21 protein-coding genes are annotated in these 22,432 nt (G+C 60.2%); 10 read left to right on the forward strand and 11 right to left on the reverse strand.

What is annotated here, in order from left to right:
• The first annotated feature begins 41 nt into the window (after positions 1-41).
• From HF257_RS16055 to HF257_RS16090, 8 genes are all read left to right on the forward strand, one after another.
• Complete coding sequence (locus HF257_RS16055; RefSeq protein WP_105699069.1) at positions 42-809, forward strand: TerC family protein; 768 nt, start codon at positions 42-44, stop codon at positions 807-809.
• A 212-nt stretch (positions 810-1,021) separates the two neighbouring features.
• A complete protein-coding gene (locus HF257_RS16060) occupies positions 1,022-2,680 on the forward strand; it encodes a Na/Pi cotransporter family protein (protein ID WP_185709698.1) in 1,659 nt (552 codons plus the stop codon).
• 57 nt (positions 2,681-2,737) lie between these two features.
• Positions 2,738-4,120, forward strand: a complete 1,383-nt coding sequence (locus HF257_RS16065) for a M16 family metallopeptidase (RefSeq protein ID WP_185709697.1) — start codon at positions 2,738-2,740, stop codon at positions 4,118-4,120.
• A gap of 72 nt (positions 4,121-4,192) precedes the next feature.
• Positions 4,193-5,224, forward strand: coding sequence for a DUF5924 family protein (locus tag HF257_RS16070; RefSeq protein WP_185709696.1), 1,032 nt, complete (start codon positions 4,193-4,195; stop codon positions 5,222-5,224).
• Between the two features lie 54 nt (positions 5,225-5,278).
• The gene (locus HF257_RS16075; RefSeq protein ID WP_185709695.1) at positions 5,279-6,427 is read left to right on the forward strand and encodes an ABC transporter permease; all 1,149 of its coding nucleotides are present in this window, start codon (positions 5,279-5,281) and stop codon (positions 6,425-6,427) included.
• Entirely contained in the window at positions 6,424-7,227 is an 804-nt protein-coding gene (locus tag HF257_RS16080; protein ID WP_124527098.1) for an ABC transporter ATP-binding protein, read from the forward strand. Before HF257_RS16075 ends, HF257_RS16080 begins: the two co-directional genes overlap by 4 nt.
• A gap of 1 nt (position 7,228) precedes the next feature.
• Complete coding sequence (locus HF257_RS16085; protein ID WP_185709694.1) at positions 7,229-8,167, forward strand: MlaD family protein; 939 nt, start codon at positions 7,229-7,231, stop codon at positions 8,165-8,167.
• Entirely contained in the window at positions 8,164-8,775 is a 612-nt protein-coding gene (locus HF257_RS16090; protein ID WP_185709693.1) for an ABC-type transport auxiliary lipoprotein family protein, read from the forward strand. The genes HF257_RS16085 and HF257_RS16090 overlap by 4 nt, the downstream gene beginning before the upstream one ends.
• 103 nt (positions 8,776-8,878) lie before the next feature.
• Here the strand turns inward: HF257_RS16090 and HF257_RS16095 are convergent, their stop codons facing one another.
• From HF257_RS16095 to HF257_RS16115, 5 genes are all read right to left on the reverse strand, one after another.
• On the reverse strand, positions 8,879-10,108 hold the full coding sequence (locus tag HF257_RS16095) for a nucleoside recognition domain-containing protein (protein WP_016978801.1): 1,230 nt from the start codon (positions 10,106-10,108) through the stop codon (positions 8,879-8,881).
• Positions 10,109-10,203: 95 nt separating this feature from the next.
• Positions 10,204-11,535, reverse strand: coding sequence for a glutamate/aspartate:proton symporter GltP (gene gltP, locus HF257_RS16100; protein ID WP_185709692.1), 1,332 nt, complete (start codon positions 11,533-11,535; stop codon positions 10,204-10,206).
• 728 nt (positions 11,536-12,263) lie between these two features.
• Positions 12,264-12,731, reverse strand: a complete 468-nt coding sequence (locus HF257_RS16105; RefSeq protein WP_185709691.1) for an inhibitor of vertebrate lysozyme family protein — start codon at positions 12,729-12,731, stop codon at positions 12,264-12,266.
• Between the two features lie 2 nt (positions 12,732-12,733).
• Entirely contained in the window at positions 12,734-12,898 is a 165-nt protein-coding gene (locus HF257_RS16110) for a DUF1328 domain-containing protein (RefSeq protein WP_003170804.1), read from the reverse strand.
• 84 nt (positions 12,899-12,982) lie between these two features.
• Complete coding sequence (locus HF257_RS16115) at positions 12,983-13,267, reverse strand: hypothetical protein (RefSeq protein ID WP_185709690.1); 285 nt, start codon at positions 13,265-13,267, stop codon at positions 12,983-12,985.
• A 376-nt stretch (positions 13,268-13,643) separates the two neighbouring features.
• Between HF257_RS16115 and algB the strand changes: the two genes are divergently transcribed.
• A complete protein-coding gene (algB, locus tag HF257_RS16120; protein WP_185709689.1) occupies positions 13,644-14,990 on the forward strand; it encodes a sigma-54-dependent response regulator transcription factor AlgB in 1,347 nt (448 codons plus the stop codon).
• A 10-nt stretch (positions 14,991-15,000) separates the two neighbouring features.
• On the forward strand, positions 15,001-16,788 hold the full coding sequence (locus HF257_RS16125; RefSeq protein ID WP_185709688.1) for a KinB sensor domain-containing domain: 1,788 nt from the start codon (positions 15,001-15,003) through the stop codon (positions 16,786-16,788).
• Here the strand turns inward: HF257_RS16125 and HF257_RS16130 are convergent.
• The 6 genes from HF257_RS16130 to HF257_RS16155 all read right to left on the reverse strand — a co-directional run bounded on the left by HF257_RS16130 (position 16,785) and on the right by HF257_RS16155 (position 22,336).
• Positions 16,785-17,561 (reverse strand): N-acetylmuramoyl-L-alanine amidase, encoded by a 777-nt coding sequence (locus HF257_RS16130; RefSeq protein WP_185709687.1) that lies wholly within the window; start codon positions 17,559-17,561, stop codon positions 16,785-16,787. The two genes, HF257_RS16125 and HF257_RS16130, sit on opposite strands and share 4 nt — an antisense overlap.
• 88 nt (positions 17,562-17,649) lie before the next feature.
• The gene (locus HF257_RS16135) at positions 17,650-19,704 is read right to left on the reverse strand and encodes a diguanylate cyclase (protein ID WP_185709686.1); all 2,055 of its coding nucleotides are present in this window, start codon (positions 19,702-19,704) and stop codon (positions 17,650-17,652) included.
• On the reverse strand, positions 19,701-20,579 hold the full coding sequence (locus HF257_RS16140) for an endonuclease/exonuclease/phosphatase family protein (RefSeq protein ID WP_185709685.1): 879 nt from the start codon (positions 20,577-20,579) through the stop codon (positions 19,701-19,703). The genes HF257_RS16135 and HF257_RS16140 overlap by 4 nt, the downstream gene beginning before the upstream one ends.
• 10 nt (positions 20,580-20,589) lie before the next feature.
• Positions 20,590-21,225, reverse strand: coding sequence for a thiol:disulfide interchange protein DsbA (gene dsbA / locus HF257_RS16145; RefSeq protein WP_185709684.1), 636 nt, complete (start codon positions 21,223-21,225; stop codon positions 20,590-20,592).
• Between the two features lie 168 nt (positions 21,226-21,393).
• Positions 21,394-21,999, reverse strand: coding sequence for a c-type cytochrome (locus HF257_RS16150; RefSeq protein ID WP_185709683.1), 606 nt, complete (start codon positions 21,997-21,999; stop codon positions 21,394-21,396).
• 34 nt (positions 22,000-22,033) lie between these two features.
• Positions 22,034-22,336: a c-type cytochrome gene (locus HF257_RS16155; RefSeq protein ID WP_185709682.1), complete on the reverse strand. Its 303-nt coding sequence runs from the start codon at positions 22,334-22,336 to the stop codon at positions 22,034-22,036.
• Between the last annotated feature and the right edge of the window lie 96 nt (positions 22,337-22,432).

Raw genomic sequence — 22,432 nt, forward strand, 5'->3', positions numbered from 1 at the left:
CTGCAGCTTGCGCGGTTTAACACTTGCTCAAAGGAATACACATGGAATGGCTGACCAATCCAGAAATCTGGATTGCCTTCTTCACCCTGACGGCCCTCGAGATCGTCCTGGGCATCGATAACATCATCATGATTTCGATCCTGGTCAGCCGCATGCCCAAGCATATGCAGGCGCGCACCCGGATCTTCGGCCTGGCGCTGGCCATGGTCACGCGCATCCTGTTGTTGCTGTCGATCACCTGGGTGATGCAACTGACCGCCGACCTGTTCGTGGTCTTCGGCCAAGGCATCTCCGGTCGCGACCTGATCCTGTTCTTTGGTGGCCTGTTCCTGCTGTGGAAAAGCTCCCAAGAGATGTACCACGCCCTGGAAGGTGAAGACGAAACCCACGATGAGCCGAAGGGCGCCGGTGGCAAGTTCATCTACACCATCATCCAAATCGCCATCATCGACATCGTGTTCTCCCTGGACTCGGTGATCACCGCCGTCGGCATGGTCTCCCATGTACCGGTCATGGTCGCGGCAATTGTCGTAGCCGTATTGGTGATGATGCTGGCAGCCGGCACCATCAGCGAATTCATCGACAAGCACCCGTCGCTGAAAATGCTCGCGCTGTCGTTCCTGCTGGTTGTGGGTACCGTGCTGATCGCCGAAGCCTTCGACGTGCATGTGCCTAAAGGCTACGTCTACTTCGCCATGGCGTTCTCCCTGGCGGTAGAAGCGGTGAACATCAAGATGCGCACCGCCATCGCGAAAAAGAAGAAACAGCAGGATCCTGTGAAACTGCGCAAGGACATTCCGGGTCAATAAACCCGAGCCAGACCAAAAAGGGGCTTAGACAAGCCCCTTTTTTGCATCCGCAAAAAGCTGATTTCATGACAGTTTTGTTTCAATCCCCACTTTAGCTATGCGATGCTGGCGCAGAGCCTATTCGCCAACTACAGCTTAACTACAAGACGTAGAGCGGCACGCGGCAATTCTTATTTGCTCTTCTTTGAGCTAACCCACACGGGGGGCCGAGCATGCTGACCTTGCTCAATCTGCTTTCCGCCGTGACCCTGCTTATCTGGGGCACGCACATCGTCCGAACCGGCATCCTGCGGGTCTACGGTTCCAACTTGCGCCAAGTCATCGGGCAGAACATGTCCAAGCGCTGGCTGGCCTTTGTCGCCGGTATCCTGGTGACGGCCATGGTGCAGAGCAGCAACGCCACGGCCATGCTGGTCACTTCATTCGTCGGCCAAGGCCTGATGGGGCTGACGCCCGCCCTGGCAACCATGCTCGGTGCCGATGTCGGCACGGCGCTGATGGCGCGGGTGCTGACGTTTGACCTGTCATGGCTGTCACCGCTGCTGATCTTTCTCGGCGTGATTTTTTTCCTGTCGCGCAAACAGACGCGGGCAGGGCAGATGGGCCGGGTCGGGATCGGCCTGGGCTTGATCATTCTGGCCCTGCAATTGATTGTCGAAGCCGCGGGCCCGATTACCCACGCCCAGGGGGTCAAAGTTATCTTCGCTTCGCTGACCGGCGATATCTTGCTGGATGCCTTGGTCGGTGCGCTGTTCGCGATGATTTCCTACTCCAGCCTGGCCGCCGTGCTGCTGACCGCCACGCTGGCCGGCGCCGGTGTAATCGGTTTACACGTGGCCATCGGCCTGGTGATCGGCGCCAACATCGGCAGCGGCGTGCTGGCGTTTCTTAGCACCAATATGCAAAACGCCGCCGGTCGCCAGGTTGCCCTCGGCAGCCTGCTGTACAAACTGATCGGCCTGCTGCTGATCATCCCGGTACTCGACCCCCTCGTACGCTGGATGGACGGTTTGGACTACAGCGCCCAAGGCATGGTCATTACCTTCCACCTGCTCTACAACGTCAGCCGCTGCCTGATCTTGCTGCCGAGCATCGGCCCGATGTCACGCCTGTGTGCCTGGCTGCTGCCAGAACAACAGGAAGCCAACGGCAAGGCCAAGCCGCGCCACCTGGACCCCACAGCACTCGACACACCAAGCCTGGCCCTGGCCAACGCCGCCCGGGAAACCCTGCGCCTGGGCGACCTGATCGACAACATGCTGACCTCGATGCAGGAAGTCCTGCGCGGCAAACAAACGGCCATCACCCAGGAAATGCGCAGTCTCAGCGACGACGTCGAAGCGCTCTACAGTGCGATCAAGCTCTACCTGGCGCAAATGCCCCGCGAAGACCTCAGTGAACAGGACAGCCGCCGCTGGGCCGAGATCATCGAGTTGTCGATCAACCTCAAACTGGCCGGTGACCTGATCGAACGCATGCTGCGCAAAGTCCAGCAGCAGAAAACCTCCCAACGCCGGCAATTCTCCGAGGTCGGCCTGGAAGAACTCAGCGGCCTGCACAGCCAATTGATCGCCAACCTGCGGCTGGGGCTGTCGGTATTCCTCAGTGCCGACCCGGAAAGCGCGCGCCAATTACTGCGCGAGAAACGCCGTTTCCGCGCCCAGGAACGGCGTCTGGCCCACGCCCACGTCAGCCGCCTGCAGCGCAAAATCGTCCAGAGCCTGGAGACCAGCTCCCTACACCTGGAACTGATTGCCGACATGAAACGCCTCAACTCGTTGTTTTGCAGCAGTGCTTATGTAGTGTTGGAAACGTCCGACACCGGCGCACTCTCCGCCGAAGATATTGCCGACATCACACATTCGCCCTGAACGGATGATGGCCCGTGAAGTCAGTTAAAACTGACCTCACTCGCCAGGAAGCTTGTTATGCGTCGCCTGTTATTCGCCTGCCTGCTCATGGGCTCTGCCCATGCCTTTGCCTTTGACCGCCTGCAAGTCGAGGGCTACACCTTGCCCAACGGTCTGCAATTGCTGCTCAAACCGGGCACCGAACGCGGGCATGTGGCGATCCGCCTGGTAGTCGGCGTAGGCCTCGACGACTTCCCATGTGAGGAAAAGGAGCTGCCGCACCTGCTTGAACACTTGCTGTTCAGCGGTATCGACGGCGGCGGCGAAGGCGACCTCGAAGACCGCATGCAAGCCCTCGGCGGCGAGTGGAACGCCTACACCAGCAATGCCGACACCACCTTCGTGATCGAGGCCCCGGCGCAAAACCAGCGCAAGGTGCTCGACTTGCTGCTGGCGATCATCACCCGCACCGAGCTGACCGACGCCAATATCAGCGCCGCCAAACAGGTGGTGCAGCGCGAAGACGGCGGCCATTATTCGCACCTGCAACGCCTGCTGGATCGCCAGGACCTGGGCCACACCGCCAGCAACCAACTGGCCGTCGAACTGGGCCTCAAATGCGCTGAACGCGCCGAAGTCGATCATCTGAGCCGCGACCAGCTGGAGACACTGCGCAAAAACTGGTACGCCCCCAACAACATGACGCTGATCATCGTCGGCGACCTCGACAAACTGCTGCCAGCCTACCTGGAGCGTACCTACGGCCAGCTCGATCCCGTCGACCCCACCGAGCACCTGCCGCTACCGGAAATCCAGCACGCCGCCGCCAGCCACCGCGAACTGATCCACGGCTGGGTAGGCAACAGCGCCAAACTGCACTGGCTATTTCCCGAACCGGTGCTGGACGATCAGCACGACGAAACCTACGACCTGCTCAAGGACTACCTCGATTGGGCGCTGTACCGTCAACTGCGCCTCAAGCACGCGTTGTCCTACGGGCCCTGGAGCGAACGCGAAGTACTCGGCGGCGTCGGTTTCCTCAGCTTGAACGCCGACCTTGAGCGCGAAAACCTGCCTGAAGCCGAGCAAGTGCTACAGGACCTGCGAGCCCAACTGCTCAAGACCGGTCTCGACCCCGCCGTGTTCGCCCGCTTGCAGCAAGCCGCCATCGCCCGCCAAGCCTGGGCCGTGCAGGGCAACAGCGCCCTGGCGGATTACTACTGGGGCGCTTCCGGCGACTACAACAATGGCCACTTCAGCGACCCGGTCAAACGCATCAAGGCGGTGAGCCTGGGCCAGACCAACCAGGCCCTGCGCCAAGTGTTCAAGCAACCCGGTTACTGGCGTATCGAGAAACCACTGCTGAGCTACGACGCCCTCAGTTGGATCGGCGCCGGGGTGCTCGGGCTGATCGCGATTGTATTGATCGGCGTGCGGGTTTATCGCAAACGGATCGCGTAATCGAACACCGGACCGAAGGCTAAGACGTTATTCTGTCGGGGATTTTTTCCTACAAAGACTGCGAACCGCCGAATGCAAAACCTGACCCGCATAATCACCCGCGTCCTCGAACTGATGAAGCGCTACCCAGGGGTGATTGCGCTCGGCGGCTTCATCTCGGGTGTGTGCAGTTTCATCCTGGTGGACCGTCAGCAGGGCATGGCCAGCTGGATTGCGGTGATCATGCTGGTGAGCTGGTTGTGGCTGATGCTCGAAAACAGCTTCACCCAGTTGTTCACCAAGGTCTTCAAACGGGAAATCCCCGAACCGCTGTTGCGTTATGCGACGCAGATGATCCACCAGGAAAGTCTGTTTTTTGTGCTGCCGTTCTTTTTCGTCACCACGGCCTGGAACAGCGGCCAATCGATTTTCACTGGCCTGCTCGGTGCGGCGGCGCTGGTGTCGATCACCGACCCGCTGTACTACAAGTGGCTGGCGCCCAAGCGCTCGCTGTTCCTCGCGCTGCACACCCTCACCCTGTTCGCCGCGCTGCTGACTGCGCTGCCGATCATCCTGCACCTGACCACCGCCGAAAGTTACAAACTCGCCCTTGGCGTGGCCATGGCATTGTCGATTCCGAGCCTGGCCGTAAGCCTGCCACTGCGCAGCGTCAAAGGCTGGGCGATGCTGCTGGGGGTTACCGCTGCGATTGGCTGTGCCGGCTGGTTCCTGCGCAGTTGGGTACCACCGGCTACCTTATGGATGACCGAAGTCGCCATCAGCACCACGCTGCAAGACCGCACGCCGGGGGATGACCTCAAGGAAGTCAGCGCCGCCCAACTGCGCAATGCCGGACTGTACGCCTACACCGCGATCAACGCGCCGCGGGGCCTGGATGAACGGATCTACCACGTGTGGAAATTCAACGGCAAAGAGGTCGACCGCATCGCCCTGGATATCCACGGCGGACGCAAGGAAGGCTACCGTGCCTGGACCCACAAGCAGAATTTCCCGCCTGACGCTGCAGGCCGCTGGCAAGTGCAGGTTTTGACCGAAGACGGACAAGTGATTGGCGTGCTGCGATTCAAAGTGACTGACACAGCACAATCGGACAACCCAAAGTAGGCTGTATCGTGCTATTACGTAGGAATTGTGGATAGCCAAACAAGCTCGGAGCTTATGACCAGTAGTTCAACGGCCGGCGCAGCCCACCTCGATACGTCCACTGTTCCTCCGTTACTCAGGATTACGGGGGACTGGACGCTTGCCCACTACGCAAGACTGAAAAAGCTGTCGGACAAACTCGACGGCCAATACGACGCCGGCGCCCGCATCGACCTCAATGGCCTCGGCGCGCTGGACACCGCCGGCGCCTCACTGCTGGTGGAACTGCTGGGGCCGACCCGCATAGAGCAGTCCGCCGAGCAGACCGATTGCAGCTTGTCCGCCGCCGACCGTGCGCTGCTCAAGACGGTCTACCGCTCCCTCAATGATTTCTGCGTACCCGAAAAAGCCCCCGAAGAGGCCACCGGCATCCAGGTGCTGGCGCGCATCGGCCGGGCTGTGGATAAAGTCTGGCAAGACAGCAAGCAACTGCTGGGCTTTATCGGCCTGATCCTCGAAACCTTCGCTCGCGGCATTTTCCGACCCAAACGCTGGCGCATCACGCCGATGGTCGCGCATATCGAACAAACCGGCCTCGACGCAGCGCCCATCGTGGCGTTGCTGACGTTTCTGGTGGGTGCCGTGGTGGCGTTTCTCGGCGCCACGGTGCTCAAGAGCTTTGGCGCGACGATTTTTACCGTCGACCTGGTGGCGTTCTCGTTCCTGCGGGAATTCGGTGTGTTACTTACCGCCATCCTGATCGCAGGCCGCACCGCCAGTGCGTTCACCGCGCAAATCGGCTCGATGAAAGCCAACGAAGAAATCGACGCCATCCGCACCCTGGGCCTGGACCCAATGGAACTGCTGGTATTACCCCGCGTGCTGGCGCTGCTGGTGTCGCTGCCGATGCTGACGTTTTTGGCGATGCTTTCGGGGATTGTCGGCGGTGGGGTGGTGTGCGCCGTGGCGCTGGATATTTCACCGGCGATGTTTTTATCGTTGCTGCAATCAGACATCGGGGTGCAGCACTTTCTGGTGGGCATGGTGAAAGCACCGATCTTCGCCTTCCTGATCGCCGCCATTGGTTGCCTGGAAGGCTTCAAGGTCAGCGGCAGTGCCGAATCGGTCGGCGCCCACACCACCTCCAGCGTGGTGCAATCGATCTTTGTGGTGATCGTGCTGGATGCCGTCGCCGCGATGTTCTTCATGGAGATGGGCTGGTGAGCCGTCTACACCGAGCGCCCACTGAGGCGGTGATTGAAGTGCGCGGCCTGTGCAATCGCTTTGGCAGCCAGAGCGTGCACGAGAATCTCGACCTGGATCTGTACAAAGGCGAGATCCTGGCAGTGGTCGGCGGCTCCGGCAGCGGCAAGTCGGTGCTGCTGCGCAGCATCGTCGGGTTGCGCAGGCCCAGCGAAGGCGAGGTTCGGGTGTTCGGCAAGAACCTGCCGAGCCTGTCGGAGCACGAGCGCTCACTGGTTGAACGGCGCTTCGGCGTGCTGTTCCAGAAGGGCGCGTTGTTTTCCTCGCTGACCGTCACCGAAAACGTCGCGCTTCCGTTGATCGAACACGCCGGCCTCAGCCGTCGCGATGCCGAGCACTTGGCAGCGGTCAAGCTGGCCCTGGCGGGGCTGCCGTTGTCGGCCGCCGACAAATACCCGGCCTCGCTGTCCGGCGGCATGATCAAGCGCGCCGCCCTGGCTCGCGCCCTGGCCTTGGACCCGGACATCCTGTTTCTTGACGAACCCACCGCCGGCCTCGATCCGATTGGCGCAGCGCAGTTCGACCAACTGATCCTGACCCTGCGCGATGCGTTGGGCTTGAGCGTGTTCCTGGTCACCCACGACCTGGACACGCTGTACACCATCACCGACCGCGTGGCGGTGCTGGCGCAGAAGAAAGTGCTGGTGGCAGATGCCATCGATGTCGTCTCGGAAACCGACGACGCCTGGATTCACGAATATTTCCACGGCCCCCGTGGCCGCGCGGCATTGGATGCCGCTCAACCGCTCAACGAGGTATGACATGGAAACCCGAGCCCATCATGTGATGATCGGTCTGTTCAGCGTAATCGTGGTGGTCGGCGCAATGCTGTTTGGCCTGTGGCTGGCCAAATCCAGCGTCGACAGTGCCTTCCAGGACTACGAAGTGGTGTTCAACGAAGCGGTCAGCGGCCTGTCCCAAGGCAGTTCGGTGCAGTACAGCGGGATCAAGGTGGGCGACGTCACCAGCCTGCGCCTGGACCCCAAGGACCCTCGCCGTGTACTGGCACGCATCCGCTTGTCGGGGCAGACACCGATCAAGGAAGACACCCAAGCCAAGCTCGCCCTGACCGGCATCACCGGTACCTCGATCATTCAGCTCAGCGGCGGCACGCCACAAAGCCCGGAGCTCAAGGGCAAGGACGGCAACCTGCCGGAAATCATCGCCTCGCCATCGCCCATCGCACGCCTGCTCAACAACAGCAACGACCTGATGACCAGCATCAACCTGCTGCTGCATAACGCCAACCGCATGTTCTCCCACGAGAACGTCGACCGTTTGAGCAACACCCTTGACAACCTGCAACAAACCACCGGCGCCATCGCCGAGCAGCGGGGCGATATCAAGGTGGTGATGCAGCAACTGATGCAAGTAAGCAAACAGGCCAGTGCGGCCCTGGAACAGACCACCGTGTTGATGCGCAACGCCAACGGCCTGCTCAACGACCAAGGCAAGCAGGCCTTCGGCAGCGCCGAGCAGGCCATGAAGTCCCTTGAACAAAGCACCGCCACCATCAACACCTTGCTGACCAATAACAAGGACTCGGTGAACAGCGGCATGCAGGGCCTCAACGAACTGGCGCCGGCCGTGCGCGAACTGCGTGAAACCCTCGGTTCGCTGCGCGCCATCTCCCGCCGCCTGGAAGCCAACCCCAGCGGTTACCTGCTGGGCAGCGACAAGAACAAGGAGTTCACGCCATGAAGCGTGCTTACCAAATGATCGCCCCTGTGGCACTGGTATTGATCAGTGCCTGCTCGATCCTGCCCAAGCCTGACCCGTCGGATGTGTACCGCCTGGCGTCGGCCCAGACCACAGGCCAAGGCACACCCGTAGCCTGGTCGCTGCGCGTGAACAAGCCACAGAGCAGCGAATTCCTCGACAGCCCGCGCATTGCCGTAGTGCCCAATGGCGACCTGATCAGCAGCTACGCGAATTCACGCTGGAGCGACCCGTCACCGGTGCTGTTGCGCAACCGCTTTATGGATGGCTTCCAGCGTGATGGGCGGGTGACGTTGCTGAGCACCGACGAGAGCAACCTGCAGGCCGACTATGAGTTGGGCGGGCAGTTGCAGGCGTTCCAGAGTGAATATCACGGCAGTGCCGTGGAGGTGGTGATTCGCTTGGACGCGCGACTGGTGCGCGGGAGTGATCAGCGGATTATTGCCAGCCGGCGGTTTGAAGTGCGTCAACCGGTGAGTGACACCAAGGTGCCAGCGGTGGTGGCTGGGTTTGGAGCGGCGGGGGATCAGTTGAATAAACAGGTGGTGGATTGGGTGGTGCAGCAGGGTAATGGTGCTGTGAAACGCTGAGGGCCTCTTCGCGAGCAAGCCCGCTCCCACATTCGACCGTGTTTCGTCAGGATAAACGCGGTCGAATGTGGGAGCGGGCTTGCTCGCGAATACGGTCTAAGCCTCAGCCAAAGAACCAGTAGCACACCGCAATAGCCGCCACCACGCCAGCCAACTCCGCCAACAACGCACACCCCACGGCATGCCTGGCCCGTTGAATCCCCACCGACCCAAAGTACACCGCCAACACATAGAAGGTGGTCTCGGTACTGCCCTGGATCGTCGCAGCCACCAGCGCCGGGAAGCTGTCCACACCCTGAGTCTGCATAGTCTCGATCAACATCGCCCGTGCGGCGCTACCGGAGAACGGCTTGACCATCGCGGTGGGCAAGGCATCAACAAAACGCGTGTCCATGCCGGTCCAGGCCACCACATGGCGAATGCCTTCCAGACCGAAATCCAGCGCGCCCGAAGCCCGCAGCACGCCGACGGCACACAGCATTGCCACCAGGTACGGCAGCAGGTTCTTGGCAACGTCGAAGCCCTCTTTGGCGCCTTCGACAAAAGCCTCGTACACCTTGACCTTGCGCAGCGCGCCGATCACCAGGAAGAGCATGATCAAGCCAAACAACGTCAGGTTGCCGAGGATCGAGGACAAACCAGCCAAGGCCGTGGCCGACAAGGTCGCCAACAGCGCCATGAAGCCCCCCAGCACCAACGCGCCAGGAATCAGATAGGCCAGCACCACCGGGTCCCACAGCCGCAGGCGCTGCATGATCGCCACCGACAGCAGGCCCACCAGGGTCGAGGCACTGGTGGCCAGCAGGATCGGCAGGAACACCAGCGTCGGGTCCGCGGCGCCTTGCTGGGCGCGGTACATGAAGATAGTCACCGGCAGCAGCGTCAGCGAGGACGCGTTGAGCACCAGGAACAGGATCTGCGCGTTACTCGCCGTGTTCGGGATGGGGTTGAGTTCCTGCAACGCCTTCATCGCCTTCAAGCCAATCGGCGTGGCTGCGTTATCCAGGCCCAAGCCGTTGGCCGCGAAGTTGAGGGTGATCAAGCCGATGGCCGGGTGACCGGCAGGCACTTCCGGCATCAAGCGGCGGAACAACGGCCCGAGGGCCTTGGCGAGCCAGTCGACGATCCCGGCTTTTTCGGCGATGCGCAAAAAGCCCAGCCATAAGGTCAGAGTGCCGAACAGCAGCACCATCACTTCCACCGAGAGTTTGGCCATGGCGAAAATGCTTTCCACCATCGCCGCAAAAATCCCGGCATTACCGCCCACCAGCCATTGCGCCAGTGCTGACACCATTGCCACGACAAAGAAGCCAAGCCAGAGGCCATTGAGCATCAGTTAAATCCCCCGAAAGATGGGGCGAATGATAGCGGGGCTGACAGAAACGACAAACCCCGGATTTCCCGGGGTTTGTTCAAATCACGCAAGCCTTAGCCGCGGCTGGTCTCGCCGGCTGGCAGTGCAGTCTTGGTGCGCCAGTGTGGCAGGGAGTTCCAGTAGCGCTCGCCCTTGGCGTCGTCGTACATGCCTTCCCAACGTGCGATAACCAACACGGCCAGGGCGTTGCCAATCACGTTCAGGGCAGTACGCGCCATGTCCATGACACGGTCGACGCCGGCGATGAACGCCAGGCCTTCCAGCGGAATGCCCACGCTGCCCAGGGTGGCCAACAGCACCACGAAGGACACACCCGGCACACCGGCGATGCCTTTGGAGGTGACCATCAGGGTCAGCACCAACATCAGTTGCTGGCCAATCGACAGGTCGATGCCATACAGCTGCGCGATGAAGATCGCGGCGATGCTCTGGTACAGGGTCGAGCCGTCGAGGTTGAACGAGTAGCCAGTCGGCACCACGAAGCTGCAGATCGCCTTCGGCGCGCCGTAGGCTTCCATCTTCTCGATCACGCGCGGCAGCACGGTCTCGGAGCTGGCGGTGGAGTAAGCCAATACCAGCTCATCCTTGAAGATGCGCATCAGCTTGATCACCGAGAAGCCGAACAGGCGCGCGATCAGACCCAGGACCACAAAGGCGAAGAACAGGATGGCGACGTAAACCAGGATCACCAGCTTGGCCAGTGGCAGCAAGGAGGCGAAACCGAAGTTGGCCACGGTCACCGCGATCAGAGCGAAGACGCCGATCGGGGCGTACTTCATGATCATGTGGGTGACTTTGAACATGCTCTCGGACACGCCCTGGAACATGTTCACCAGCGGCTCGCGCAGCTCAGGCTTGAGGCTCGACAGGCCCAGGCCGAACAGCACCGAGAAGAAGATGATCGGCAGCATTTCTCCACGGGCAACAGCGGCAAAAATGTTCGATGGGATCAGGTTGAGGATGGTCTGGATGAACGCATGCTCATGCTGCACTTCCGCCGCAGTAGCGGTGTACTTGGAAATATCGACGGTACCCAGGGTACTCATGTCGATGCCAGCGCCTGGGTGGAACAGGTTGGCCAACAACAAACCAACCACGATGGCGATGGTGGTGACCACTTCGAAGTAAAGGATGGTTTTGACGCCGATACGCCCGAGCTTCTTCGCGTCACCGACACCGGCAATGCCGACGATCAGCGAGGAGATCACAATCGGGATCACGATCATCTTGATCAGGCGGATAAAGATATCGCCCGCTGGCTGCAACACATTGCTGATCCACCAGGCCTTTTCAGCACTGAAATGGTTGAGCACTGCACCGATTGCGATCCCGAGCACCAAACCGATGAGGATCTGCCAGGCGAGGCTTAGCTTTGCCTTCTTCATGTCATTACCCTTACTTCAAGTGGACGTATGGCAAATGCGCCAGCTGCAACGCTCGAGAGCGAAAAAGTGTGTGCATCTGCCTCCATGGAAGGTCACCGCAGCGTGGCCGAAATGGCTTACTGGCAGGCGAAAAAAGGCGCAACTATTCCGATGCAAGAGGACGGCGTCTAATGCCGTAAACGCCTACCCTATGCCGAATCGGCATGGGTTTTTTTCATAATAACTGTCCGAACGGTCAGTTCAAATGCGACATATTGTCCGGCAAACATGCCGTGAACCTGCCAAACCCGGCTCGCTCAGAGAATCAGGACGTCTTGAAGATGCTGGCAGAAATGCCTGAGATAACAGCGACTTTGTGTCGGAAATGTCCTATAGCCAAGGCAAAATTTTATCGATAGATGGTCACCCCGACACACCAAGAAATGGTTGGAGATGAGCAAAAGTGAAATTTGAGGCTATAGGCGGTATGAAGCGCGGGAGATGAGAGTGTTAAGCCCGTCGCAAGTTCAGCAAGCCGTGGGCTTGTGAACCTGCGTCGCAGCTTTTCGCCTGACCCGGCCCTTGCGCAGGCACTCCCTGTGCCCGTAGGTCGCGCCGATCCCAATTGATCAGAGCAACCCGGCCCCTTGGTCATGCACCCCTCTTGGCGAGCGATGCAAACAGAAAGAAGCGAGGGGCTTCTTTCTATGGACGATGGGTTCGCAGGCGCTAGCCGCGTCGCACGAACCTTAGTACCAATTCGGATCTTTCTTCAGCTGCTCCATCAGCAGCTTTTGCATGCCTTCGTCGGGCTTACCGATAAACCGGTAGTCGGCGTGCCGCGTCGGGGACTTGTCTGCCGGCAAACCGGCCGGCACTTGCACCAACATGGCGTAGGCATCTTTCTTGTCGTAGCTGAACGCAACGATCAGGCGCTTGTTCAGGCACGTATCTGCGGTCTCGCAGAGCGGTCCAACCAAGTACTTGTCGCCGTCCTCTTCTACGGCATTCATCTGTTCGGCGGTGCCAGACAGGTTCATCACCCATTCCGGCAAGCGCTCTTCTTTCTTCACCACGCTTTGCCAGGCTTCGCGGTATTGCGGGTCCGCGCTGAGCAATTCGTTGGCCCGAGATTGGCCGTCGTTGGCAGCGATAACCAAGCCGCTGCCGCCTAGAAGCAGGGCGGCAGCTATGGTTTTAAACGACAGGGAGCTCATCTTCAGCCTCGGCCGCGACGGCCAAAGAAGAACGAAGCGATGAACATCACCAGGAAGACGACAAAGAGAATCTTGGCGATACCCGTGGCGGTGCCCGCGATACCACCGAAGCCCAGGACTGCAGCCACAATGGCGATGATCAGAAATGTGATTGCCCAACTCAACATGGTGATTCTCCTTACGCTTTTATAGGGGTAACAGCGGTAGTGCCTTTCGGGCGCCCAACATGAGCGACCTTTTGTTGCTCTTGCCTAGAACACCCAACGTTCTTGGGCTGGCAGCTCGCCCAGGGTGGAATCCTGGTCAGCTACTCTCAATTGCGGGGCCGCAGCATTGGCAGAAACACTGCCAATGGAGCTGAAATGGGTCTGGGTCATCATCGGACGTTCGAACTGCGGGGCTTGCTGCTGACTCTGCTGCCAATGCTGCATCTGCTGGCCGGCAATCAGCGTGACCATCAAGGCCAGGCTGGCAAACAGGCCCTGCTGCAAGCGCAGCGGTGATACACGCAGTTGGCTGAGGCTTTGGCGAGTCATGCTGTTGTTCTCCCGCATTCTGATTATTCGTTGGGAGAGATATTGCAGAGCGCATGCCAGCTTTTTTTCAAAATAAAACCTAATAAAATCAATACGTTATATATTTCAGATCGGCAGATCGCCCAGCATCCTGCACGATGCCCCCTTGGTAGCCGTGCGAAATGCACGATCGCCAGCGGTCGGATCGAAGGATCGAAAATGTTGAGTGAGTTGCCGAAGTGGCAAGACGGCATGAAAACGCTATCAGGCGGGGCTTTGTGGGAAAACATGCAGATACCTGCACGACACTGCCTTTTATCGATCAGAATAAACCATGCAACTTGCCCGATTATTCCGGGACTAAACACCATCATTCATATTAAGGAGCGTGGGACAGATGGAATCAGCCAAGGAACTTCAAGGCCGCATTCTTTTAGTGGATGACGAATCCGCGATCCTTCGCACCTTCCGCTATTGCCTGGAAGATGAAGGCTACACCGTAGCCACCGCTAACAGCGCGGCCCAGGCCGATGCGCTGATGCAACGCCAGGTGTTCGACCTGTGCTTCCTGGACCTGCGCCTGGGTGAAGACAATGGCCTGGATGTGCTTGCACAAATGCGCATCCAGGCGCCGTGGATGCGCGTGGTGATTGTCACCGCCCACTCAGCTGTCGACACCGCCGTGGATGCGATCCAGGCCGGCGCCGCCGACTACCTGGTAAAACCTTGCAGCCCGGACCAATTGCGCCTGGCCACCGCCAAGCAGTTGGAGGTACGCCAGCTATCCGCACGGCTTGAAGCACTGGAAGGCGAAGTACGCCAGCCCAAGGACGGCCTCGACTCCCACAGCCCCGCGATGATGGTGGTGCTGGAAACCGCGCGCCAGGTCGCTGGCACGGATGCCAACATCCTGATCCTGGGCGAGTCCGGTACGGGTAAGGGCGAGCTGGCCCGTGCCATTCACGGTTGGAGCAAGCGCTCGAAGAAGTCCTGCGTCACCATCAACTGCCCGTCGCTGACGGCAGAGCTGATGGAAAGCGAGCTGTTCGGCCATAGCCGTGGCGCCTTTACCGGCGCTAGCGAGAGCACCCTCGGCCGGGTCAACCAAGCAGATGGCGGCACGCTGTTTCTCGACGAGATCGGCGACTTTCCGCTCACCTTGCAACCTAAGTTGCTGCGGTTTATTCAGGACAAGGAATATGAGCGCGTGGGCGACCCGGTCACCCGTCGTGCCGACGTGCGTATCCTCGCCGCCACCAACCTGAACCTGGAAGATATGGTGCGCGAGGGTCGCTTCCGAGAAGACCTGCTGTACCGCCTCAACGTGATCACCCTGCACCTGCCTCCGTTGCGCGAGCGCAGCGAAGACATCCTGACCCTGGCCGATCGCTTCCTGGCGCGCTTCGTCAAGGAATACGCACGACCCGCACGTGGTTTCAGCGATGAAGCGCGCGAAGCGCTGCTCAACTATCGCTGGCCCGGTAATATCCGTGAATTGCGCAACGTGGTGGAGCGAGCGAGCATTATCTGCCCACAGGAAAAAGTCGAAATCACTCACCTCGGCATGGCCGAGCAGCCGACCAATAATGCCCCGCGTATCGGCGCAGCGCTGAGCCTGGATGAGCTGGAAAAAGCGCATATCGGCGCCGTGCTGGCCACCAGCGACACCTTGGACCAGGCCGCCCGAACCCTCGGTATCGACGCATCGACCCTGTACCGCAAACGCAAACAGTACAACCTGTGAGCTGTAGCCTATGAAGCTAGCGATGAAACTGCGCACTCGGCTGTTCCTGAGTATCTCAGCGCTGATCACCGTCGCCCTGCTGGGTTTGATCCTGGGCCTGGTCAGCGTCATGCAAATGGCGAAGAACCAGGAGTCCTTGATCCGTAGCAACTTCGTCACCCTGGATCTGGGGCTCAAGTTGCGCCAGAGCCTGGGCGACCAGTTGATGATGATGCTGGAAGAGAGCCCGGACCCGCAGGCCTTGCAGGCTTCGAAACAACGCTATTTCGAACTGCTGGATCAAGGCATAGCGCATGAGCAGAAAGACGGTGTTGGAACGGGGTTCAGCCGAGCCAAGGACGATTACCAAGACTTGCTCAAGGCGTTTGACGAATCCCAGCAAGCGACACCGCCCCCCGGCAGCAAAGAGCAACTCACCGAAGCCTTCAATGAACTGCGTAACGGCCTGATTACCGAACACAAGCTGGCCCTGCAGAACATCAGCAACAGCGAACACAAATCCCGCGAGCGGGCCCTGCTCATCGCCGGCTTGCTCGGATTGGTGGGGCTGGCGGTGCTGATCATCGGGTTTGTGACGGCCCATGGCATCGCCCGACGTTTTGGCGGGCCGATAGAAGCACTGGCCAAAGCGGCGGACAAGATCGGGCAGGGCGATTTCGAAGTGACACTGCCGATTTCTTCAGCCGCGGAAATGAACCAACTGACCCGTCGCTTCGGCATCATGGCCGAGGCACTGCGCCAGCATCAGGCAACCAACGTTGATGAGCTGCTGGCCGGTCAACAGCGCTTGCAAGCCGTGCTCGACAGCATCGACGACGGCCTGCTGATGATTGACCGCCAAGGCCGCCTGGAACACCTCAACCCAGTAGCACAACGCCAGTTGGGCTGGGACGAGGAGCGTCTAGGCCAGGGCCTTGGCGAAGCACTGGCGCGCCCGGAGCTGGATGAACAGCTGCAACTGGTCCTGCGGGGCGGCAACCTGGAACGTGCGCCCGACGACCTGGAAGTGGAAGTCGAAGGCGAACTGCGCCTGCTGACTTACAGCCTGACGCCTGTCAGCCATACCCAGGGGCACATTCTCGGCGCCGTGATGGTGTTGCATGACGTCACCGAGCAGCGCGCCTTTGAACGGGTACGCAGCGAATTCGTGTTACGCGCTTCCCATGAATTGCGCACGCCAGTGACCGGCATGCACATGGCGTTCGGCCTGTTCCGCGAACGCGCAAAGTTTCCGGCGGAGTCTCGCGAAGCGGACCTGCTGGACACGGTCAATGAAGAAATGCAGCGCCTGATGCAGTTGATAAATGACTTGCTCAATTTCTCGCGCTACCAAAACGGCCTGCAGAAACTCACGCTGGGGCCCTGTGATGTCACTGACTTGCTCGAACATGCCCGCGCGCGCTTTGCAGAACCGGCCAACGCGCAAAACATAGAGCTGCTAGTGGAGGCCCAACCCGATCTGCCCCGGTTGTATGCCGATCAGGTGCAGTTGGAGCGAGTACTCGACAACCTGTTGGGCAACGCCCTGCGCCACACCGCCGACGGCGGGCAGATTCGCCTGCAGGCACGTCGCCATGGTGAGCGGGTGATTATCAGCGTCGAGGACAACGGCGAAGGCATCGCCTACGGGCAACAGGGGCGCATCTTCGAACCCTTCGTGCAGGTAGGTCGCAAGAAGGGTGGCGCCGGCCTGGGGCTGGCGCTGTGCAAGGAGATCGTGCAGTTGCACGGTGGCCGCATGGGCGTGTATTCACGGCCGGGGCAGGGCACTCAATTCTATATGGCGCTGCCGCTTTAGCTGCGATTCAACGCGCGCAGAATCGCGGCACTCTCCGCGTCTGGCGTGCCATCGAACAACGACGGCCGGAAGTGCATCTGGAATGCCGCAATCACATGGCGCGTGGCGACATCCAGTTCACCGGTCTGCGGCGTCTGGTAACCCAAGCGCGCCAACTCTTCCTGGAACCAGGTGATGCTCGGCAACTCGCTGGCGTATTGCACCTGGAACCGCGCAACGGCTTGCGCATCCGGCCAAACGCCTAGCCCTTCAGCCGCCAGACGCTTCCACGGGAACAACGGGCCCGGGTCTAGCTTGCGCAACGGTGCGATGTCGCTGTGGCCAATGATGTTCTTGGGGTCGATGCCATTGCGTTTGCTGATGTCCTTGAGCAACACCACCAGCGACTGCACCTGCGACTCCGAGTACGGGTACCACACGCGGCCGGTCGGCGTATCACGGTAGCCTGGGTTGACGATTTCGATGCCGATGGAGCTGGAGTTGAGCCAGGTGCGGCCCATCCACTCGCTTTCCCCCGCGTGCCAGGCGCGCTGGCTCTCGTCGACCAGCTTGTAGATGGTGCCTGAGGCGTCGTCGCCGATCAGGTAATGGCTGCTGACTTGGCCGTGGGTGAGCAAGGCCAGGGAGCGTTCGAGGTTGGTGGAGGTGTAGTGGACGATAACGAACTGCACGCGGTTGTCATGGTTCACCGAGGGGTGGCTGGTGTCCAGGCGAGGACCGCTGGCGCAGCCGGCGAGCAGAAGAAACAAAAAGGCGAAGCAAAAGGATTTCATGGCGGGCGACGTTACACTGAAGACGATAATGCAACAGTGTAACGTACCGCCCGCGACCCGACGGTCAAATTACAAAATGGAACATCTTTTACGCCGCCTGCACCTGGTTGCGCCCCGCCGCCTTGGCTCGATACAACGCCGCATCCGCGCGTTTGAGCACTAGGTCACTGCGCTCTCCCGGCTGGAACTGCGCCACCCCCATGGACACCGTGATCGTCACCGGCTCGCCCTTGAAGTGAAACGGGCAGGCCTCAATCGCCGCACGCAGCACGTTGCCAACCGCCACGGCATCGGCCAGGGAAGAATTGGGCATCAGCAACACAAACTCTTCCCCGCCAAAGCGCGCGATAAAGTCCGTCGGGCGCAGGCGCTTGCGCAACACGTTGGCAATGATTTTCAGCACTTTGTCACCGGCCAGGTGACCGTATCCGTCGTTGATACGCTTGAAGTGATCCAGGTCCAACATCGCCAGTGACAGGTTGTTGCCGTGTTGGTGCCAGGCGTTGACCTCAAAGTCGAGGCGTTCGCTCCAGGCTGCACGGTTGGGCAGGCCGGTGAGCGGATCAATCAGGGCCTTTTGGCGCTGCACCTCCAAGTGCTCACGATAACCCTGTGCTTCCTGCTCCATATTGGCGACCCGTTCAGCCAGCCCTTTCAGGCGCGCCGCGACTTCCTGTTCACGCTGGTCACGTTGTTGCTGGTGCTCGTCCATGGTGCCGAGCAGGCCTTCAAGGTGGCTTTCCAAAACATGCTTGAGACTGTCCAGGTCGGCCGCCTCCTGGACGCTGCTTTGCAGGCCATCGACCTGTTCGCGAATCTGCGTGTCCAGTTCCCGAGCGGCGGAGCGGCTATCGGCGTGGCCGTCGCTGGCAACCTGCAAATGGCCCTGGAACGCTTCAAGGCGTTCGTTGAGCTGCTTGAGATAGGCTTCAAATTCATGCTGGCCGCTGTCGGTGATCGCCAACATCAACACCGCCAGGTCATCCAGGATCGGCAGCAACTCGTACCAGTTCAAACCGTGGGCCAGGCGTTCGCGCATGGCTTCGGCCTGGGGTCGGTGACGCTCGGGCAGTGACAGCTCCTCCAGCAGCCCGAGGAGCGTGTCTTCGATATGTTTGGCCACGGAGCTGTAGGACGGCTCCGGCGAATCCGGCAACGAATACGGGCCATCAGCTTGCAGCTCGTCGGGATCGGCCTCCTCGACCTCCAGCACGGGCGGCAGCGACAGGCTACCAATGAGCGTTTCGTCCGGCGTCTCGACCTGAGCCTGCGGCACTTCGACAAAGGCGGCGAGGGCGCTTTCCGGAGCAGGCTCGTCCACCTTAGGCTCGGCAGCGGCGGGCTCGATCCGCGCGACAGGCGTTGCAGGCGACGCCGCTGGAACAGGCGCCTCGTAGACGAATGTATCACTGGCCGCCTCGGCGAGTTTTGCTGGCACCAGGATTTCAGGTTGTGGCGCACTCGGCACTGGCACTTGCGGTGCAAAAGCGCGCAAGGCTTGTGTCAATTCCTCGGACTGCTCGGGCTCTTGGGGCTCTGCGACTGGCTTGGCCACAGCGGGCAAGGGTAGCGGGTTGGCAGGCGGCTCGCTGACCACCGCCTCATCCGCAACCTCCTTGGCTCCAAACAGACGCTGCAGCAGCCCCGGCCCAGGGCGCGGGGTTTCGCCGTCCGGCTCCAGGTTATCCAACGCCTGCCGTTGCAGGCTGCTGAGTTCACTGAGCAGCAGTGGGATCTCGCGGGCCTGGCTGACGCGTCCGTCCAACTGCTTGGCGAAGGTTTTCAGCGGACGCGCCACCTCACGGGGTAGCGGCAGTTTTTGCAACTGCGCCACCAGAGAGGTGAGTGCGCTGCTGATCTGATCAACCCGGGTTTCGCGACGCTGCTCCGAATCCAATACGGCCTTTTCCAGGCGTGGCAGCAGGGCGGCGAGGGCGGCATCCATATCGTCGGTACGGACGACGTCGCGCATTTCCTTCATGCATTGGTCGACCGCGCGGTCAGTGCCTTCAGCCGCCAGGGTGCTGCGCACCAGCCCCCGGCGCAACAGGTCGAGGCGGGCAGCCCAACGGCGTTCGAGCTTTTCTTGTTGCTCGATGCTTTTAAGGTATTTCTCTTTCCAGCGCTGGGCGTCGTCGCTCATGCAAGGGGTCCGCGAGGGCCTGGGCTCAACGCGGGTAATGCATCAGCCGTGAGCGAACCCGGCAGACGAATCTCTACCGCGACCGGCAGGTGATCGGAGATGGGCTGCGCCAGCACCTGCACACTCTCGAGTGTGAGGGTTGGACTGAGCAGGATATGGTCAAGACAACGTTGCGGACGCCAACTGGGAAACGTGGCTTCGGCTTGCGGCGCCAGTAGCCCGAGGTCGCGCAACGGGGAATTCTGCAGCAGGTCGCTGGCATGGGTGTTCATGTCACCCATCAGCACCTGATGCTTGTAAGTACCAATCAGCTCACGGATGTAAGCCAACTGCATGGTGCGGGTGCGCGCACCCAGCGCCAAGTGCATCATCACCACCACCAAGGCCTCAGGGCCTTCACCAAAGCGCACGAGGATCGCGCCACGCCCCTTGGGGCCTGGCAACGGGTGATCTTCGATAGCGGTTGGTTTCAAGCGGCTGAGCACGCCATTGCTGTGCTGCGCCAGGCGCCCGAGGTTGCGATTGAGTTGCTGATACCAGTAAGGGAAAGCACCTAGCTGGGCCAGATGCTCCACTTGGTTGATGTTGCCGGAGCGGATGCTGCCACCGTCAGCTTCCTGCAGGGCGACCAGGTCGAAATCATTCAACAGGTTGCCAATCTTTTGCAGGTTGCCGGCACGCCCGGTGTGGGGCAACAGGTGCTGCCAGCCACGGGTGAGGTAGTGCCGGTACTTCTCGGTACTGATGCCCACCTGGATGTTGAAGCTCAGCAGGCGCAGGCGGCTGTCCGCCGGCAGGCCTGTGGATTCCAGGTGGTGTTCGTTGACCTGCGGATCATGCAGGCTAACGACACGTTCGGTACCCCAGCGGCGCATGGTAGGCCCCTTACTTCGCTGCACGCTCTTTGGCAATCAGCTGGTCAGCCACGTTGAGGGTCGCTTCCGGACCACCGGTGGTGCCCAGGTCGAAACGGTACTTACCGTTGACGATCATGGTCGGTACGCCCTGCACGCCGTACTTCTGCGCCAGTTCCTTGGCCTGCTTGATCTGACCCTGGATCGCGAAGGAGTTGAAGGTGGCCAAGAACTTGTCCTTGTCGACACCCTGGGTGGCCACGAAGTCAGCCATTTCGTCCGGTTTGGTCAGGCGCTTGCCTTCTTTCTGGATCGCGTTGAACACGGCGTTGTGGACCTTGTGCTCTACACCCATGGCTTCCAGGGTCAGGAACAGTTGGCCGTGGGCATCCCAAGGGCCACCGAACATGGCGGGGATGCGCTTGAAGTTTACGTCGGAAGGCAGTTTTTCAACCCAAGGGTTGATGGTCGGCTCAAAAGCGTAGCAATGCGGGCAGCCGTACCAGAACAGCTCCACCACTTCGATCTTGCCAGGCACCGCAACCGGAACCGGGTTAGCCAGTTCGACGTAGGTTTTACCGGCTTCAAGCGGCACGTCGGCAGCTTGTGCAGTCATGCCGAAGAGGCTGGCAGTGACGAGAGCGGCGCTGAGGATCAGATTACGCATGCTTTACTCCTGGACAAATAAAGTCGCCTCACGCGACCTTTGTTGTGACAGGTCTACGCGGGCATGAGTTCGTTAGTGTAACGGCACCGGCCACAAAAAAGGGCGGCCTAAGCCACCCTTTTTATGCTTGCATCGATGGATTAATCGAGCGTTAACGTAGCGGCAGGCTTAGTGCAGGCCCTGGATGTACTGGGAAACCGCCTCGATGTCCTTGTTGCTCATTTTATTGGTGATGGTTTGCATGATTTTGGCATCGCCATCATTGGTGCGATTGCCTTCACGGAAGTCCGTCAACTGCTTGGCAACATACTGCGCATGTTGGCCGCTTAAGTGCGGAAAACCGGCAGCAGCGAGGCCTGCGCCGTTAGGCGAGTGGCAACCGATGCACGAAGGCATGCCTTTTTCCAGGTTGCCACCACGGAACAGTTCTTCACCGTGGGCCACGGTTTTAGGATCGGCGGCTCCCACGCTGCCTTTCTGGCTGGCAAAATACGCCGCGATGTCTGCCAGGTCCTGATCGCTGAGGTTGGTCAGCAGGCCGGTCATTTCCAGGACCGTGCGCTTTCCATCCTTGATGTCGTGCATCTGCTTGGTCAGGTAACGTTCACCCTGGCCGGCCAGTTTGGGGAAGTTCGGCGCCGGGCTGTTGCCATCCGGTCCATGGCAAGCACCACATACGGCGGCTTTCGCCTGGCCCGCTGTAGCGTCGCCTGCAGCATGGGCAACACCGGTGATGCCCAAGGTCAACAGCAGACTCACGATCAGTTTGTTCATCAGCTAATCCAACTACGGCTAAGGGGTTTAAGAGTTATCTACCGGGTTTACTCACCATCAACTCAATGACGGCCTGGTAATCCTCAGTACTGCAGTCCATGCACAAACCACGCGGCGGCATTGCCTTGAAACCCTGGGTCACGTGTTGGACCAACGTGTCCATGCCTTGCGCCAATCTTGGCGCCCAGGCTGCCTGGTCACCCCGCTTGGGGGCGTTGGGCAGCTGGCCAGCATGGCAAGCCACGCAAACTCGGTTGTACACCGCCTCCGGATCCTGTGTAGCCTGAGCGCTGTAAAGCGGAATCAGGACACCGATAGCGAGCAACCATCTGGTCATACGTCGACCATTTCAGGGTTTGAGAGCGTTTTGCGTTCTAATGCGCAATAAAGGTCTTTCGCTCCCGTGAATTTCGTCCTTCGCTGGGACAAAACA

The sequence above is a fragment of the Pseudomonas cremoris genome (genome assembly GCF_014230465.1).